Source organism: Luteimonas wenzhouensis (genome assembly GCF_007859305.1).
Taxonomy (GTDB): Bacteria; Pseudomonadota; Gammaproteobacteria; order Xanthomonadales; family Xanthomonadaceae; genus Luteimonas; species Luteimonas wenzhouensis.
Genome location: NZ_VOHE01000007.1, coordinates 74835 through 91120 on the forward strand (window position 1 = coordinate 74835; position 16286 = coordinate 91120).

At 68.2% G+C, this 16286-nt stretch carries 16 protein-coding genes and 1 pseudogene; 14 read left to right on the plus strand and 3 right to left on the minus strand.

Features of this window, described 5'->3' with window-relative positions; all coding sequences use genetic code 11:
- From FQY79_RS12475 to FQY79_RS12490, 4 genes are all read left to right on the plus strand, one after another.
- Entirely contained in the window at positions 1-1260 is a 1260-nt protein-coding gene (locus FQY79_RS12475; RefSeq protein WP_146313239.1) for a cytochrome b, read from the plus strand.
- Positions 1253-1999 carry a cytochrome c1 gene (locus FQY79_RS12480; protein WP_146313240.1) on the plus strand — a complete coding sequence of 249 codons (747 nt, stop codon included), beginning with the start codon at positions 1253-1255 and terminating at the stop codon, positions 1997-1999. Before FQY79_RS12475 ends, FQY79_RS12480 begins: the two co-directional genes overlap by 8 nt.
- A gap of 146 nt (positions 2000-2145) precedes the next feature.
- Positions 2146-2784, plus strand: a complete 639-nt coding sequence (locus FQY79_RS12485) for a glutathione S-transferase N-terminal domain-containing protein (protein WP_146313241.1) — start codon at positions 2146-2148, stop codon at positions 2782-2784.
- A 54-nt stretch (positions 2785-2838) separates the two neighbouring features.
- A complete protein-coding gene (locus FQY79_RS12490; protein WP_146313242.1) occupies positions 2839-3291 on the plus strand; it encodes a ClpXP protease specificity-enhancing factor in 453 nt (150 codons plus the stop codon).
- Between the two features lie 13 nt (positions 3292-3304).
- On the opposite strand, the gene FQY79_RS12495 is transcribed toward FQY79_RS12490, so the two are convergent.
- From FQY79_RS12495 to FQY79_RS15690, 3 genes and pseudogenes are all read right to left on the minus strand, one after another.
- Entirely contained in the window at positions 3305-3640 is a 336-nt protein-coding gene (locus tag FQY79_RS12495) for a DUF3301 domain-containing protein (protein ID WP_146313243.1), read from the minus strand.
- A 241-nt stretch (positions 3641-3881) separates the two neighbouring features.
- A pseudogene (locus FQY79_RS12500) lies at positions 3882-5555 on the minus strand (type IV secretory system conjugative DNA transfer family protein); the annotation flags it as partial.
- A gap of 44 nt (positions 5556-5599) precedes the next feature.
- Positions 5600-6160, minus strand: coding sequence for a hypothetical protein (locus tag FQY79_RS15690; protein ID WP_246123114.1), 561 nt, complete (start codon positions 6158-6160; stop codon positions 5600-5602).
- 698 nt (positions 6161-6858) lie between these two features.
- Here FQY79_RS15690 and FQY79_RS15435 point away from each other — a divergent pair.
- The 10 genes from FQY79_RS15435 to FQY79_RS12550 all read left to right on the plus strand — a co-directional run bounded on the left by FQY79_RS15435 (position 6859) and on the right by FQY79_RS12550 (position 16238).
- On the plus strand, positions 6859-7296 hold the full coding sequence (locus FQY79_RS15435; protein WP_186760039.1) for a TcpQ domain-containing protein: 438 nt from the start codon (positions 6859-6861) through the stop codon (positions 7294-7296).
- A gap of 18 nt (positions 7297-7314) precedes the next feature.
- Positions 7315-8205 (plus strand): VirB8 family type IV secretion system protein, encoded by an 891-nt coding sequence (locus FQY79_RS12510; RefSeq protein ID WP_146313246.1) that lies wholly within the window; start codon positions 7315-7317, stop codon positions 8203-8205.
- On the plus strand, positions 8202-8966 hold the full coding sequence (locus FQY79_RS12515; RefSeq protein ID WP_186760041.1) for a TrbG/VirB9 family P-type conjugative transfer protein: 765 nt from the start codon (positions 8202-8204) through the stop codon (positions 8964-8966). Before FQY79_RS12510 ends, FQY79_RS12515 begins: the two co-directional genes overlap by 4 nt.
- A complete protein-coding gene (locus FQY79_RS12520) occupies positions 8963-10168 on the plus strand; it encodes a TrbI/VirB10 family protein (RefSeq protein ID WP_146313247.1) in 1206 nt (401 codons plus the stop codon). Before FQY79_RS12515 ends, FQY79_RS12520 begins: the two co-directional genes overlap by 4 nt.
- Before the next feature lie 15 nt (positions 10169-10183).
- Positions 10184-11224, plus strand: a complete 1041-nt coding sequence (virB11, locus tag FQY79_RS12525) for a P-type DNA transfer ATPase VirB11 (protein ID WP_146313248.1) — start codon at positions 10184-10186, stop codon at positions 11222-11224.
- A 71-nt stretch (positions 11225-11295) separates the two neighbouring features.
- A complete protein-coding gene (locus FQY79_RS12530; protein WP_146313249.1) occupies positions 11296-12111 on the plus strand; it encodes a lytic transglycosylase domain-containing protein in 816 nt (271 codons plus the stop codon).
- 47 nt (positions 12112-12158) lie between these two features.
- Entirely contained in the window at positions 12159-12545 is a 387-nt protein-coding gene (locus FQY79_RS12535) for a TrbC/VirB2 family protein (RefSeq protein WP_146313250.1), read from the plus strand.
- A gap of 1 nt (position 12546) precedes the next feature.
- On the plus strand, positions 12547-12861 hold the full coding sequence (locus tag FQY79_RS12540; RefSeq protein ID WP_146313251.1) for a VirB3 family type IV secretion system protein: 315 nt from the start codon (positions 12547-12549) through the stop codon (positions 12859-12861).
- Positions 12848-15391 (plus strand): VirB4 family type IV secretion/conjugal transfer ATPase, encoded by a 2544-nt coding sequence (locus FQY79_RS12545; RefSeq protein ID WP_146313252.1) that lies wholly within the window; start codon positions 12848-12850, stop codon positions 15389-15391. The genes FQY79_RS12540 and FQY79_RS12545 overlap by 14 nt, the downstream gene beginning before the upstream one ends.
- A gap of 52 nt (positions 15392-15443) precedes the next feature.
- The gene (locus tag FQY79_RS12550; RefSeq protein WP_146313253.1) at positions 15444-16238 is read left to right on the plus strand and encodes a hypothetical protein; all 795 of its coding nucleotides are present in this window, start codon (positions 15444-15446) and stop codon (positions 16236-16238) included.
- Positions 16239-16286 lie beyond the last annotated feature (48 nt).

Below are 16286 nucleotides of genomic sequence, written 5' to 3' on the forward strand. Positions count from 1 at the left end.
ATGTCCAACGTGATCGTTCGCAGCGTCAACGGCGTCTGGGACTGGTTCACCGAACGTGCGCCGGCCTTCATGCCGTTCTACCGCAAGCACATGTCGGAGTACTACGCTCCGAAGAACTTCAACATCTGGTACATCTTCGGCGTCCTGTCGCTGGTGGTGCTGGTCAACCAGCTGGTGACCGGCATCTTCCTGACGATGCACTTCAAGCCGAGCGCGGAGGAAGCCTTCGCCTCGATCGAGTACATCATGCGGGACGTGGAGTGGGGCTGGCTGATCCGGTACATGCACAGCACCGGCGCCTCGCTGTTCTTCATCGTGGTCTACATCCACATGTTCCGCGGCCTGATGTACGGCTCGTACCAGAAGCCGCGCGAGCTGGTGTGGATCGTCGGCATGCTGATCTACCTGGTGCTGATGGCCGAGGCCTTCCTGGGCTACGTGCTGCCGTGGGGCCAGATGTCGTTCTGGGGCGCCAAGGTGATCATCTCGCTGTTCGGCGCGATCCCGGTGATCGGCAACGGCCTGACCGAGTGGATCATGGGCGACTACCTGCCGTCCGACGCCACCCTCAACCGCTTCTTCGCCCTGCACGTGATCGCGCTGCCGCTGGTGCTGCTGCTGCTGGTCGCGCTGCACATCTTCGCGCTGCACGAGGTGGGGTCCAACAACCCCGACGGCGTCGAGATCAAGAAGGGCCCGAAGGGCAACCGCTGGTCGCCCAACGCGCCGGCCGATGGCATCCCGTTCCATCCGTACTACACGGTGAAGGACGGCTTCTACGTCTGCTTCTTCCTGATCATCGGCGCGTTCATCGTGTTCTTCGCGCCGGCGTTCGGCGGCTGGTTCCTCGAGCACGACAACTTCACCGAGGCCAACCGCCTGGTGACGCCCGAGCACATCAAGCCGGTGTGGTACTACACCCCGTACTACGCGATGCTGCGCGTGGTGCCGCACAAGCTCTCGGGCGTGCTGGTGATGTTCGGCGCGATCGCGATCCTGTTCGCGGTGCCGTGGCTGGACCGCGCCAAGGTGAAGTCGTACCGCTACCGCGGCCTGCTGTCGAAGGTGCTGCTGGGCCTGTTCGCGATCAGCTTCATCTGGCTGGGCAAGATCGGCGCCGGCCCGGGCACGGACCCGACCGAGACCATCATCGGCCGGTTCCTGACCGCCTACTACTTCCTGTTCTTCCTGACCATGCCGCTGTGGACGGTTTGGGACAAGACCAAGCCGGTGCCGGATCGGGTGACGATGCATGAATAAGACCTTCCTCGCCCGCGTCGCCGCACTGGCGTGCGGCATGCTCCTGTCGTTCAGCGCGTTGGCCGCCGGCGGTGGCTCGGGCCTGCTCCAGGCCGGCACCGACATCAGCGACCGCGCCTCGCTGCAGCGCGGCGCAAAGCTGTACATGAACTACTGCGCCGGCTGCCACTCGCTCAAGTACCTGCGCTACTCGCGCATGGCCGAGGACCTGGGCCTGACCGAGGAGGAGGTGATGACCCACCTCAACTTCACCGGCGCAGGGTTCGGCGACCACATCGTCTCGACGATGCCCGCCGACAAGGCCAGCGAATGGTTCGGCCAGGTGCCGCCCGACCTCACCCTGATTACCCGGGTGCGCGGCAGCGACTGGGTGTACACGTATCTCAAGTCGTTCTACCTGGACGAGACCCGCCCGCTGGGCTGGAACAACACCCTGTTCCCGAACGCGTCGATGCCCAACCCGCTGTGGAAGCAGCAGGGCCTCCAGCACGCGGTATTCGGCGAGCCCGACGAAAGCGGCGAGGCCCCGGTCGAGCGCCTGGAGATCTCCACGCCCGGCACCCAGAGCCCGGCCGAGTTCGACCAGACCGTGCGCGACCTCACCACGTTCCTCGAGTACGCCGGCGAGCCGGCGGCGCTCAAGCGCCAGGGCATCGGCGTGTGGGTCGTGCTGTTCCTGTCCTTCCTGACGCTGCTTGCCTGGCTGCTGAAGAACGAATACTGGAGGGACGTGCACTAGGTCCACCGATGGGCCGGCGGCGTGCGGTCCGGCAGGACTCGGGCCGCGCCGTCGCCTGATGCGGGGATGCCAGACCGGGGTGACCTGCCGCGAGGGGCGGCCGGCACCGTGCGACCGGCGGATTCCGGTCGCGGGAGAAGGCCTTGATGGCTGCGAGTCCACGTATGCGCAACGCAATGACCCTGTATTCGGCCGTCGACGACGTGCTTTGCCACCGGGTGAGGCTGGTGCTGGCCGCCAAGGGCGTGGCCTATGACCTGGTCGCCGTCGACCCGCAGAACCCGCCGCCCGACCTGATCGACCTCAACCCGTACCACTCGGTCCCGACCCTGGTCGAGCGCGACCAGGTGCTGTACGCGGCCAGCGTGGTCTGCGAGTACCTCGACGAGCGCTACCCGCACCCGCCGCTGATGCCGGTGGACCCGCTTTCGCGCGCCCGCCTGCGCCTGGCCATGCTGCGCATCGAGCACGACTGGGTACCGCAGGTGCAGGCGATCCAGTTCGGCGGCAAGCAGCAGGCCGACGCCGGCCGCAAGCGCCTGAAGGAGCTGCTCACCGCCTCGGTGCCGCTGTTCAAGGCCAGCAAGTTCTTCCTCAACCCGGAGATGAGCCTGGCCGACTGCGCCATGGCCCCGATCATCTGGCGCCTGCCGGTGCTCGACGTGCCGCTGCCCAAGGACGGCGGCAAGGTGATCGAGGAGTACGGCAACCGCATCTTCCGCAACCCCGGCTTCGTGCGCAGCCTCACCCCGCAGGAGAAGAACCTGCGCGAGTTGCCGGATTGATCCGCACGCCAGCCCCGCCCGCGGGCTGGCACAACGGGGCCCGAACCACCCGCGATGCCTGACACCCCGCCGAGCATGACCAGCCACCGCCCGTACCTGCTGCGGGCGCTGTACGAATGGATCACCGACAACGGCATGACGCCGCACATCCTGGTGGATGCGTCGATGCCGGGCGTGCGCGTGCCCGCGCATACCGTCAAGGACGGGCGCGTGGTGCTCAACATCGCCGACCGCGCGGTGGCGCGGCTGGAGCTGGACAACGACGCGGTGCGCTTCACCGCCCGCTTCGGCGGCGTCAGCCACCCGGTGCAGGTGCCGGTGGGCGCGGTGCTGGCGATCTATGCCCGCGAGACCGGCCAGGGCATGGCCCTGCCGGAGGACGTGCCCCAGGGCGACGATCCGCCGCCGCCCGACGACGAACCCACGCCGCCGGGCGACGGCCCCGATGGCGGCCCCGGCGACGAGCCGACGCCGCGCCGCGGCTCGCACCTGCGCGTCATCAAGTAGCCGCGCCGCGGCCCTACTGCAGCGTCACCACCTGCGCTGCGCGGGTGGGGCCGCTGAACGCGACCAGCCGCTCCCCGTGCAGCACCAGCTGCCCGACGTGGCGGTCGATGCCGTCCTCGGAATATTCGAAGCGGAAGCGGCGCTCCCAGCCCAGCCGCCCGTCCTCGCGCCGCCGCAGCCGCAGGCCGCTGGCGTGCACGCTCTGGTCCAGCCAGATCACCCCCGCCGCCCGGCAGGCGTCGCGCCCCAGCTGCGTGGCCCGCTCGGCCGCGGCGCGCGCGGAGTTCCACCAGGCATAGGCCGCCGAGCCGGCCAGCATCAGGAAGATCAGGGTGGGGAAGTCGGGCATGGGCGCAATGTGGCGCCACGTGCCGCTGATTGCAATCGGCGCGGCCGTCGCGACGGTCTCCGGCCCCGGGGTGCAGCGCTCGGCGCCCCGATTGGCGTCGCATGCCGTTGACGTGGGTCCAGTTCCCGGATCGCGAGGTGGCGATCGGTCAGGACATCAGCGTGGTCCTGGCTACCGCGTCTTGCGCCATCACGACCTTCGGGTCCGCGCCCGTCGTGTTCTCTGGAATGCGCTGGCGGGGGATCTCGACCTTGGGCTTGAGCCGACGCGTGAAGTATCCGTCCTTGTAGTACCGGATCTTCCTGCACAGAACCGGGTTGGCGAGGCCTTCGTAGAGGATGATCTGCTTCTCGGGGCCCATCGCCTTGAGTTCCTGGGGAAGCATGAGGGCGCGCCTTTCCAGGACCTCGTTGTCCGACACGTGCCCCGGGCCGCCGTGGGATCGGGTGCGCGCGCGCCGCTTGATGGTCCGGTAGCCCAGCATCTCCGAGTAGTCGTTGGCGTCCTGCTGTTCGCGCGGCGCGAAGATGATCTGCAGCGCATGGTTGGTGATGATCGTGCGCGAGAGCTCTTTGCCGTACACCGCGTCGAGTTGTGCCATCGACTGGATGATCGGCAGCAGGCGCAGGTTGTAGCCCGCCATGTAGGCCACGGCCCGCGAAATGATGTCCACGCGGCCGATCGAGGTGAACTCGTCCATCAGCAGCAGGCACTGGTGGCGCAGGCCGGGGTCGTTGCGCGGCAGTTCGCGGGTGTTGACGTTGATCAGCTGGCTGAAAAACAGGTTGACCAGCAGCCTGCTTTCCGCGAGCTTGTTGGGCTGGATGCCGACGTAGATCGTCATCGGCTTGCGCCGCACCTCGTCGAGGCGGAAGTCGTCGCCGCTGGTGGCCGCGTCCAGCACCGGGTTGAGCCAGGCGTTGAGCGGCTCGCGGAAGGTGCCGATGATCGAGGCGAAGGTGACGTCGGCCTGCGACAGCAGTCCGGCGAACGCGGTGCGGGTGTGGTCGCCGATCCCAGGCTCGGCCATCAGGCCCTGCAGGTAGGGTTTGAGTTCGCCGCCGTCGCCGGAGGCCAGCCGCAGCACCGCGCCCAGGGTGGGACAGGGCAGGGTGTCCGCCGGCGCGCCCTCGTGCTGCCGGGCATCCCGGGTTTCGAAGAGGTAGAGCGAGAATGCCACGAAGGCATTGCGCGCCTGGCTGGACCAGAAGCGGTCCTTCTCCTCGCCATCCGGGTACAGCATCGCGGCGATGGCCTGCAGGTCCGAGATCCGGGACGCGGGATCCGGCGACACGTAGGTCAGCGGGTTCCAGCGGTGGGTCCGATGGTCTTCGGCGAACGGGTTGAATAGGTAGACCTCCTGCCCGATCGACCTGCGCCAGCCGGAAGTGAGATCGAAGTTTTCCTGCTTGATGTCGAGCACCACCGCCGATTCGCGGTAATCGAGCAGGTTCGGTACCACCACGCCCACGCCCTTGCCCGAGCGGGTGGGTGCGGCCAGGATCACGAACTGCTGCCCGGACAACCGCAGCAGCCTGCCGTTCATCCGGCCGATCACGATGCCGTCGCCCCGGTCGCGCAGGAAGCCGCGCCTGGCCAGTTCCACCAGCCCGGCGAAACGGGCGCGGCCATGGATGTCCCGGTGGCTGCGCAGCTTGAACAGCATCACCATCAGCGACGCCCAGACCAGGAGCATCAGCCCGCCCGCGATGCCGCCGGCCACGACGATGCGCGTGGAATAGCGTGCCACGGACGGGTGCTGGAGGTGTCGCAGGTAGCCCAGGTACGTACCGGGGCCGCCCTGCGCCGGGTCGAGGCCAAGGAATATCAGGGCGAGATAGCCCGACAGGTAGAGCGCGGCCACAAGGCAGAGGAGGGTGGCGGCGAGTGCGGCAATGGTCCTGGCGTTGTCCACGGCGTCTTCCCTGGTTGGCCCCGGATTGCGCCGGGGCGGTGTGATCAGCGGGGCTGGAGCTCCGGCGGCGGATCGCGATCGACCAGGACGTAGTGCTCGTTCCTGTGCCAGCGGCGCAGGCCGTCCTCCAGCTTCACGCACGGCCGGCCATCGCACGAGGTGATGGTGACCTGCTCCAGGGCCTGCATCACTTCGAGGCGGACCAGTGCCTGCTGACTGCGCGCGACATTGTCCGCGGCCACGTAGCCGGTTCCCGCCAGCACCGCGAGCGCCGCGACCAGCAGTGCGGAAGCCGCCTTCAGTCCCATCCAGCGTGCCCGTTGTTCCAGCGCCGCCTGTGCCTGCTGCATGCGCTCGACCATGTACTGAAGCTGACGCGTGCTCTCGCCGAGCCCCTGCAGCGCCACAGGAAGCTCGCTGGCAAGCGAATCGCGCAGCGTGTCGCGGGTGCTGGCCGCGATCCGTGCCTGACCCTCGTCGATCGAGCGCGTGAGCGCTGCGGAGAGCTGCTGCAGCCGGGTGGAGGCGGACTCGCATTGCCGGGTGAGGTGCGCACCCAGCAGCGCGGCACTGGCGATGAACTCCTCGACCGACTTGTGTTCCATTTCAGCCTCCCTGCTGGAACAGGCGCGTTGCGCGGCGACGATGGGCCCGGAAGCCGACGACACGGCACGGGACGCCATGATTCCGGACGCAGGTCCGTGCACCTGCACGCGGCCGGCGCGGGGTCGGGACTGTCGGATGCCGGAGTGCTGGACACGTTCCATGTGCGGTCATGCATCGATCCCTCGATCCGGTGTGGATGCGCCTGCCCGCAAGCGTGGACCGGCGTTGCGGGATGCGCGGCTCGCGACCCTGGCGACCACCCTCCTGGCGGCCGCTTCCCCATTGCGCGTACTGCACCGACAGCGCGATGTTGAATCACCCGTCCGCTCGCTGCAAGCGCATCTGGCGCACGCACGGCGGCCACACGGCGGTTCGCGACGAACGCATGGAAGGTGCTTGACGCCCGCCCGCGACCGGGATAAGTTCAAGCGCGCATGCCGCAGGCATGCATGCGCAGCTCCCTGACGGCACCGACGGTGCCCCGGGCTGCGGGACTCGGGAAGGAACCTGGTCGGACAACAAAAAGGAGTTTGCACGGTCCCATTCGCGTGAGGCGTTTGAGCCTCTCCCATCGTCTCGATTTGAATCCAGCGACGCGCCGGCAGGTGCCGCGCGCGGGGGTGGCGTCTTGCCTCGTGGCGGGATGGGCGGGACGTGCGTGGATCCGTTGCATGGCAGTGGCGTACGGGGGGAGCAAGTGTTGGTTTCCAGATGGGGCAACAGCTGGCTGGCGGTCCTGGTCGCGGGCGTGCTCGCGGCTTGCGCCACGCCGCAGGCGCGTGACATCGGCGGGCGTTGGGTGCCGCTCAACCATTTCGCCGAAACACCGCAACCGATTCCATTGCAGCAGGCCTACCTGTTCCAGGCCACGCCGGTCGACGGCACGCTCAAGTCCATGCTCGAGCGCTGGGCGGAGGATTCCGGGCGCACGCTGTCTTACCAGCATGGCTACGACTACACCCTGCATGCACAGGCGGCGAGGGTGCGCGGGCACGATCTCGCCACGGTGGTCCGAAACCTGACCGCCGCCTATGCCGCCGAAGGCATCGCGGTCACCGCGGACGCGACCCGAATCGTGGTGGCCGGCACACGAAACGCTCCCGTCGCTTCCGGCGATGCACCGCCTGCGGACTGAGGGAGAGAGGGAACAGGGATGTTCGGCAAACGGAGGAACAGCCAGGCGGTGGAACGGGCCGTCGCGAGGGGCGTGGACTACGAGGTCACGCTCGCCGACCACGCCAGGCGCAGCGAGCGCCGGGCCTGGCGGGTGGCCGGCGCGGCCGTGGTCCTGTCCCTCGTCCTGCTCGGCGGCTACTTCTCCCTGCTGCCCCTGAAGGAGAAAGTGCCCTACCTGGTGATGGCCGATCCGTACACCGGGACGGCAACCGTCGCGCGCCTGGTCGGTGACTTCCAGGACCCGACGATCACTGTCCAGGAGGCAGTCAACAAGAGCAATGCCGCGCAGTTCGTGATGGCGCGCGAGTCGTACGACACCGGCGTGATCGGGCAGCAGAACTGGCGCCAGACGATGGCGATGGCCGGCGCCCGGGTGGCGCCCGCGTTCCGCGCGCTGCATGCCGAGACCAATCCGCGGCGCCCGTACAACCAGTACGGCAACAAGTTCGCCATCAGAATCCGCATCCTCAGCATCTCGCTCATCCGGGGAGCACAGGGACGGCCGCCCCGCGGCGCCACCGTGCGGTTCCAGCGCAGTCTCTTCAACAAGCTCGAAGGAAGCAGCCAGGTCATGGACGGCAAGATCGCGACCATGGAGTTCATCTACGATCCGGAGCTGAAGTTCGACGAGCGCGACCGGCTGCTCAATCCGCTGGGGTTCCTCGTCACCGATTACCGCGTGGACAACGACTATGGGGTTCCGCCCGCGCCGGAGCCAGCGTTCCCAAGTCCACGCGAAGTCGCCGCGCCGTCGCCGCAGGCGGTCGCCAATGGGCAGGGCGAGGCGATCGAACCCGTCGGCCACGAGCTGCCGCCCCGCGATGACGCCGTCGCGCCGGGCGCGGGGACGCCGGGAGGCCTGCCGTGAACCGGGGGCTCGCCCGCGTCCTGCGCGCCGCAGTGCCCGTCGCGCTTTGCCTGTCCGCCGTCGTGCAGGCGCAGCCGCTGCACGAGTATGCGTACGAGCCCGATCGCATCTACCAGGTGCGCACCGGTCTGGGCATCACCACCCAGATCGAGCTCAGTCCGCACGAGGAAATCCTCGATTACAGCACCGGCTTCAGCGCCGGCTGGGACCTGAACCGTCGCGATAACGTGTTCTACCTCAAACCCCGGGACGTCGACGTCGACACGAACCTGCTGATCCGGACCGCGGCCCACACTTACGTGCTGGAACTGAAGGTGGTGGCCACCGACTGGCGGGCGCTGGAACAGGCCAAGGCCGCCGGGGTGCAGTACCGCATCCGCTTCACCTATCCCGGAGATACCGCCTTCGCCGCTGCCGAGGCGCCGGTAGAGGAGGCATACGAACTTGATACCCGGCTGCAGCGCGGGCGTGCGTACCACTTCGACTACGACGTGGCGTACCGGCGCAAGGGCCCCGGATGGCTGGTCCCGGCCACGGTGTACGACGACCGCCAGTTCACCTACATCCGCATGGGCGAGCGCACCCGGTTCCCCAGCGGCAACTTCCCGGCCGTGTTCGGACGGCAACGGGAGAACGGCGACGAGTTCATCGTCAACACGACGGTGGAGGGCGACACGATCGTGGTGCACGGCACCTATCCCTACCTCGTGCTCAGGCACGGCGACGATGTAGTGGGCCTGCGCAGGAGGACCGGACGATGAGCCAGGCGACCGGTGGCCGTGGCGAAGGCGTGGACGTGCCGCCGCCGCCCAACCCGTACCAGGCGCGCCAGGAGGCTGCGGCTGCACCGGACCTCGATGCGGCCGCCCCTTATCTCAGTTCCACCGAGGTCCAGCGGCTCAACCGCAAGGCCCTGCTGTTCCTGGCCGGCCTGGTTCTGCTGCTCCTCCTGGCCGCGGTGCTGATTTTCAACAGCGCGATGTCGGACCGGCCGGCGCCGGAGCGGCAACGCAGCCAACAGCAGCTGGTGATCCCCGAGGCCCCGGCCCTGCCGGACCTGCCGCCTGAACGCCCCATTGCAGTGGCGGCCCCGGAGCCCGCGCTGCCACCGCTCCCGGTGGCGCAGGACGCACTTTCATCGAGTTCCGGAGACGCAGCAGGCGGCTGGGCTGGCGCGAACGTGGAACGCTCCCTGCTCGACCGGCGTCGGGGCGACGTGGCCGGCATCCACGGCGGCGGCTCCATCGCGGTCGGTCCGGGCCGGATGACGCCGGACGAGTACGCCCGGATCATGTCCGCCGAAGGCGGTCCCCCTGCCGCGGCCCCGCTGTCGGCGACGAGCGGCGCCAGCCGGCGCTCGTCCGCGCAGCCGCTCTACAACCCGGATGCCCTGCTGCTGCGCGGCACCTACATCCGCTGCGTACTGGAGTCGCGCATCGTCACCGACGTCCCGGGCTTTACTTCATGCGTCGTCACCGAGCCGGTGTACTCGGTGAACGGCCGCAAACTGCTGCTTCCCCGGGGCTCGAAGGTGATGGGACGCTACCAGTCGGACGCGATCGTCGGCCGGCGCGCGGCCGTGGTCTGGGACCGGATCACCACGCCCAACGGCCTGGACCTCAACATGAGCAGCCCGGGCGTCGACATGCTTGGTTCCGCCGGCAACGAGGGCCACTACAGCGCGCACTGGGGACAGCGGATTTCCTCCGCGCTGATGATCAGCATGCTCAGCGACGCGTTCAAGTACGCCGGCGCCAAGCACGGGCCGCAGTCCACCACCTTCGCGGAAGGGTTCGCGGTGCAGAACCCCTACGAAAGCAACACCGCCAGGACCCTGGAGCGCATGGCGAACATGGCGCTGGAGCGGAACATGGCGCGTCCTCCCACCGTGACGATCAACCAGGGCACGATGATCAACGTGTACGTCGCCCAGGACGTGGATTTCACCGCGGTGCTGCGTTGACCCGGAGCAGATGGCATGGATGGCACGAAACCCGACACGACACGCGTCAGCAGCGAGTTCCTCGAGTACCAGTACCGGGTGCTGGGGATCGCCGAACACCTGTCTTCGCCGGAGGTGACCGAGATCTGCATCAACCGGCCCGGCGAGCTCTACCTCGAGACGGCGGGGGGCTGGCAGCGGGTGGAAGTGCCGACGCTGACCTACGAGCGTGCGCGGCAGTTCTGCACCTCGGTGGTCAATGAGAGCAACACCGGGCAGCGGATCACCGATGCCGAGCCCATGGTGTCGCTGACCTTCCCGACCGGCCAGCGCGCCCAGTTCGTGATCCCGCCGGCCTGCGATGCGAACAAGGTGTCGATCACCATCCGCCTGCCGGCGCGGTCCAGCAGGACCCTGGAGCAATACGAAGACGACGGGTTCTTTTCCGGGCTCGTGCAGGGCAAGGACCAGGTCAGCGACCAGGACCGGGAACTACAGGAATTGCTGCGCGCGGGCGAATTCCGGCAGTTCTTCAGCCAGGCCGTGCGCTACCACAAGAACGTGGTGGTCGCGGGTGCTACCGGCAGCGGAAAGACCACCTTCATGAAATCGCTGGTCAACCACATCGATCCGCGCGAGCGGCTGGTGACGATCGAGGACGCGCGGGAGCTGTTCATCCCCCAGCCCAACGTGGTCCACCTGCTCTACTCCAAGGGAGGGCAGAGCACGAGCAACGTGACCGCCAAGAGCTGCATGGAGGCCTGCCTGCGCATGAAGCCGGACCGGATCATCCTGGCCGAACTGCGCGGAGACGAGGCGTTCTACTTCATCCGCAACTGCGCCTCCGGCCATCCGGGCTCGATCACCAGCTGCCATGCCGGGAGCACCGCGCAGACCTGGGACCAGCTCGCGCTCATGGTCAAGGCGTCGGCGGAGGGGGCGGGGCTCGAGTTCTCCGTCATCAAGCGGCTGCTGACGATGACGATCGACGTCGTGGTCCACATCAAGGCACACGCAGGCCGGCGTTGCATCACCGGGATCGACTTCGACCCGGAACGGACGCTGGCGGCGCACTGAGGGAGGAACCCGGATGGGACGCCGCATCGACCGCTCCATGCACACGTCGGGCCCGCCCCGGGAGGTCGTTCATGCTGCCCGGGATTGAACTCGCGGCCTGCGCGGACCTCGCGGTCCCGGTGGAAGTCATGCGCCACGTGGTGCGCGTTGAGTCCAGTTTCAACCCCTACGCCATCGGCGTGGTAGGCGGCCGGCTGGTCCGTCAGCCCCGCAACCGCGCCGAGGCGGTCGCGACGGCGAAGATGCTGGAGGAGCGGGGGTTCAATTTTTCGCTCGGGATCGCACAGGTCAACCGCCACAACCTGGCGCCGTATGGTCTGGACAGCTACGAACGTGCCTTCGACGTGTGCGCCAACCTGCAGGCCGGCTCGAAGATCCTGGCCGAGTGCCATGGGCGCGCAAAGGGCGATTGGGGCAAGGCGCTGAGCTGCTACTACTCGGGCGACTTCGCGACCGGATTCCGCCACGGCTACGTGCAGAAGGTCCTCGCCTCGTGGGATGGGGCGCGGCAGGGCCAGGCGGCCTCCGCGGCGATCCCCCTGGCCGGACGCGGTCTGTCGCGGGGGGACCGCCGTGGCGGCGCGCCCGGGCGTGGGTCGTTGCTCCAGCGCCGCATCCAGGGCTCGGCCGCGGCCACCGCGGAACCGGCCCGGGTGCCGGCCCCTGCAGCGCCGGTTGCGGACTGGAACGCCCCGGTGCACCCGCCTGGCCATCCACGGCTGGTGCACCTGCAGCCCGGGGGCGCGCCGCCCCTGCACCCCGCGGTATCGGTCAACCCGGCCCTGTCTCTTCCGGCGCATCCGCCGCCGCCGACGGCGGACGCCTCGCAAGGCACCTCGGCACCCAGCGCGCCACCGGCGCACCGGGACGCGGCGTTCGTGTTCTGACCGCGGCCCGGCCTCGATGGCCGCCTAACCAACCAGGGAATGGAACCATGAACCACGAAGATCGCATCTCCACCACGACCCCCGCCCTCCGCGGCGTGCTCGCGAAGGCCACCGTGGCCACGCTCCTCTCCGCGCCGGGATTCGCGCTGGCCGCGCCCGGAAGCGCCGACGCGGCCGGGAAGGTCACCAGCTTCTTCACCAGCATCACCGGGCTGCTCAACATCGCCTCGGTGGCCATCGTCACGATCGCGGTGATCTTCGCGGGCTACCAGATCGCGTTCAACCACAAGCGCATCGGCGATGTCGCGCCGGTCCTGATCGGAGGGTTCCTCATCGGCGCGGCGGCCCAGATCTCGCGCATGCTGCTGTCGGACACGGGGGGCGTCGCGCTGGAGGGCGGGGCGTTGCTCGGGCTGGCCGGCATGCTGGCCTGACATGCGCAAGGACGTCGTCTTCCGTGGCTGCACACGGCCGCCCATGTTCATGGGCGTGCCGTACGTGCCGTTCACGATCGCCGGCGGCAGTTGCCTGCTGCTGGCGTTCTACATCCACCCCTACTTCGTCGTCCTGCTTCCGGTGGTGGTGCTCGTGATGCGGCAGATGGCCCGGCGCGACGAAATGATCTTCCGCCTGCTCGGGCTGAGACTGCGGTTCCGCATGAAGGTGCGGAACCGCGCCTACCACCGGGGCATGTGGGTGTTCTCGCCCAACAGCTATCGCAAGGAATTCCACAAGGATGCCTGTCCCTGAGCCGGGGGCCTTCGGCCCGGACGCATCGATCGCGGGGCTGATCCCGCTGTCCTCGCACGTCTCGCCCTGCGTGGTCAAGACCACGGGCGGGGATTTCCTGATGGTATGGCGGCTCGATGGCCTGCCCTTCGTCGGCCGCGAGGAATGGGAGCTCGAGCACCGGCACGGCACCTTCAATCGCCTGCTGCAGACGCTGCGCGCGCCGGACTTCGTCAATGTGGCTTTTTGGGTCCACGACCTGCGGCGCCGTGGTGCCGTGGAGGCGCAGTGGCGGTTCGGCACCCGGTTCAACCAGGCGTTGTCCGACCAGTACTTCGACGTCCTCTCCTCGCAGAGGATCATGCGCAACGAGCTGTACCTGACCATGCTCTACCGCCCCATCGTGGTCGGGAAGCGGCTGGTGGAGCGGTCCTCGGCCCTGTCCCTGCTCCAGGCCCAGCAGGACCAGGCCGTGGCCAAGCTGATGGAACTGGCCGGGAACGTGGAGGCCGTGCTCAGGGATTACGCGCCGGCGCGGCTCGGCCTGTACGAGGCAGACAACGGGGTGGTGTTCTCGGAGGCCCTGGAGCACTTCGGGTTCCTGCTCAACCGCATCGACGAACCGGTGCCCGCGCTGTCCGCGCCGATCCACGATTACCTCGCGGTCAGCCGGCACGTGTTCTCCAGCCGCACCGGGGACTTCATCGTGCGCACCCCCGAAGGCCGCAACGTGTACGGCGCGATCCTGAACATCAAGGAGTACTGCGACGGGACCTGGCCGGGGATCCTCAACGGACTGAAGTACCTCGACTTCGAATACGTGATCACCCACTCCTTCAGCCCGATGGGCCGACAGGACGCGCTGCGGGTGCTGGACCGCACCAAGGGAATGATGATCTCGTCCGGCGACAGGGCCGTCAGCCAGATCGCCGAGCTGGACCATGCGATGGACCAGGTGGCCTCGGGCAACTTCGTGCTCGGCGAATACCACTTCGTCATGGCCCTGTATGCCGACAGCCAGGAGCAGCTGGCGCAGAACGTCGCCCGCGCCCGCGCCGAACTGTCGAACGCCGGATTCGTGTCGGCACGCGAGGACCTGGCGGTGTGCTCGGCGTTCTACTCCCAGCTGCCGGGCAACTGGTCGTGCCGGACGCGCCTGGCCAACGTCAGCTCGCTGAACTTCCTGGGCCTGTCGCCGCTGCACAACTTCGCCACCGGCAAGCGCGACCGCAATCCATGGGGCGAGTGCGTGACCGTGCTGCAGACCACCAACGGCCAGCCCTACTACTTCAACTTCCACGCCACCCACCCGGCCGAAGACTCGCGGGGCGAGAAGGCCATCGCCAACACGATGGTGATCGGCAAGTCCGGCACCGGCAAGACCGCGTTCATCAACTTCCTGCTCAGCCAGGTGCAGAAGTTCGAGCCCTGCCCGACAATCTTCTTCTTCGACAAGGACCGGGGCGCCGAGATCTTCGTGCGCGCATGCGGCGGGAACTACCTGGCTCTCGAGAACGGCGTACCCACCGGGTTCAATCCGTTCCAGTGCGAGCGCACCGAGGCCAATGCGCAGTTCCTGGCCGGCCTGGTCAAGGTGCTGGCGGGCAAGGAGCGCTATACCGCGCGCGAGGACGAGGACATCCATCGCGCCGTCGATGGCGTGCTCGACATGCCGATGCACCTGCGCACCCTCTCCAACCTGCAGAAGAGCCTGCCGAACATGGGCGACGACGGGCTCTACGCCCGGCTGCGCAAGTGGACAGCCGGGAACGCGCTCGGCTGGGTGTTCGACAACCCGGCCGACACCATCGACCTGGAGCGGGCCAGCATCATCGGTTTCGACTACACCGACCTCATCGACAATCCCGAAGTGCGGGTGCCGGTCGTCAACTACCTGCTGCATCGGCTGGAGCAGCTGATCGACGGGCGGCCGCTGATCTACGTGATGGACGAGTTCTGGAAGATCCTCGATGGCGGGGGCGGGCTCAAGGACTTCGCCAAGAACAAGCAGAAGACCATCCGCAAGCAGAACGGCCTGGGGATCTTCGCCACCCAGAGCCCCGAGGACGCGCTCGCCAGCGACATCTCGGCGGCACTGGTCGAGCAGACCGCCACCCTGGTGCTGCTGCCGAACCCGAACGCCTCGCGCGAGGACTACGTCGGCGGCCTCAAGCTCACCGAGGCCGAGTTCGAAGTGGTCAAGGGGCTCGACGAGCGGTCGCGGGCATTCCTGGTGAAGCAGGGCCACGCGTCCACCGTGTGCCAGCTGAACCTGCGCGGCCTGGACGATGCGCTGGCAGTGATCTCGGCCAGCACGGACAACATCGAGATCATGCACCGGATCCTCGCGGAGGAAACCCGGGCGCGTGGCGTCGGCGAGGATGCCCTGGCGCCGGAGGACTGGCTCCCGCGGTTCTACCGGGAGAGGAAGGGCTCCGGGCACCGCGACGACCGCGGGACGGGACGGGGGCGCGATCCGGACGAAGGACACAGAGACTCCCGGGCCACACGTACCGCGCCCCTGGAATCGGCCGGCGCAGGCCCGCCGTGAGCGGCCGGGACCAGACAGCCGCTCGAACACGTCGCAGGAAAAGGAGTTCCCCATGAACCTGACATCGCCCAGGGCCGCATTCGCCGCCATCACGCTCCTGCTCGGCCTGGCATGGGCCGTACCGTCCGCGGCGCAGACGCCGGTGACCGACGCGCTCCACATCAAGACCAGCCGGTTTGCCTGGGCGGAGCAGTACGCCCAGATGTACCGGGACGAGACCAACCAGCTGCGCCAGATCTTCCAGCAGGTGCAGCAGCTCGAGGCACAGCTGCGCGACATCCGCGAACAGCAGCTCGACGGCCTGAAGCCGGGATGGGATCCGGGCCCGCGCGATACCAACATCGAGCGTCGCAGCGAAGATGCCTTCCTCGGGCAGCGGTGCGGGAGTCCTTCTGGCGGCGGACTGCTGTCCCTGGCCGGGGGCGGTGGCTTCGGCCCGGCGCGCGTCAACCAGGCCCGGCAGAAGCAGTACGAGGCCTGCGCCAAGATGGTCCGGCTCGACAACCGCCGGCACAACTTCCTGGTCGACGTGATCGGCAAGATCCAGGACAACGACAGGGAGATCGCCAAGCTGCAACGCGACAGCGCCAATGCCAGGCCGGACGAGCGCGGCCGGCTGGCGCGCAACAGCAACGCCATCGAGCAACTGCAGGCGGCACAGGCGGCGGAGATGGAGAATGCGCAACGCCAGCTCCAGTACTACGGGCAGCAGATCGAGGCGCTACGCAATGACATGGCCTACCACGGCCGCGCGGCCTTCAGCAACAGCCGGCGGCTGGGCGCGCAGCTGGTGCAATACGGCACGCTGAAAGCGGCGCTCGAGATCGCCCGGCGGCGCGAGCGCTGACCGCCACGGGCGGGCGTCGGTGCTCGCGGCGCGGGCCGCACCAGGACG

Coding starts and splice junctions, on each gene's coding strand:
- FQY79_RS12475 (WP_146313239.1), top strand. CDS start 1: ATGTCCAACGTGATCGTTCGCAGCGTCAACGGCGTCTGGGACTGGTTC.
- FQY79_RS12480 (WP_146313240.1), top strand. CDS start 1,253: ATGAATAAGACCTTCCTCGCCCGCGTCGCCGCACTGGCGTGCGGCATG.
- FQY79_RS12485 (WP_146313241.1), top strand. CDS start 2,146: ATGGCTGCGAGTCCACGTATGCGCAACGCAATGACCCTGTATTCGGCC.
- FQY79_RS12490 (WP_146313242.1), top strand. CDS start 2,839: ATGCCTGACACCCCGCCGAGCATGACCAGCCACCGCCCGTACCTGCTG.
- FQY79_RS12495 (WP_146313243.1), bottom strand. CDS start 3,640: ATGCCCGACTTCCCCACCCTGATCTTCCTGATGCTGGCCGGCTCGGCG.
- FQY79_RS15690 (WP_246123114.1), bottom strand. CDS start 6,160: ATGGAACACAAGTCGGTCGAGGAGTTCATCGCCAGTGCCGCGCTGCTG.
- FQY79_RS12510 (WP_146313246.1), top strand. CDS start 7,315: ATGTTCGGCAAACGGAGGAACAGCCAGGCGGTGGAACGGGCCGTCGCG.
- FQY79_RS12520 (WP_146313247.1), top strand. CDS start 8,963: ATGAGCCAGGCGACCGGTGGCCGTGGCGAAGGCGTGGACGTGCCGCCG.
- virB11 (WP_146313248.1), top strand. CDS start 10,184: ATGGATGGCACGAAACCCGACACGACACGCGTCAGCAGCGAGTTCCTC.
- FQY79_RS12530 (WP_146313249.1), top strand. CDS start 11,296: ATGCTGCCCGGGATTGAACTCGCGGCCTGCGCGGACCTCGCGGTCCCG.
- FQY79_RS12535 (WP_146313250.1), top strand. CDS start 12,159: ATGAACCACGAAGATCGCATCTCCACCACGACCCCCGCCCTCCGCGGC.
- FQY79_RS12540 (WP_146313251.1), top strand. CDS start 12,547: ATGCGCAAGGACGTCGTCTTCCGTGGCTGCACACGGCCGCCCATGTTC.
- FQY79_RS12545 (WP_146313252.1), top strand. CDS start 12,848: ATGCCTGTCCCTGAGCCGGGGGCCTTCGGCCCGGACGCATCGATCGCG.
- FQY79_RS12550 (WP_146313253.1), top strand. CDS start 15,444: ATGAACCTGACATCGCCCAGGGCCGCATTCGCCGCCATCACGCTCCTG.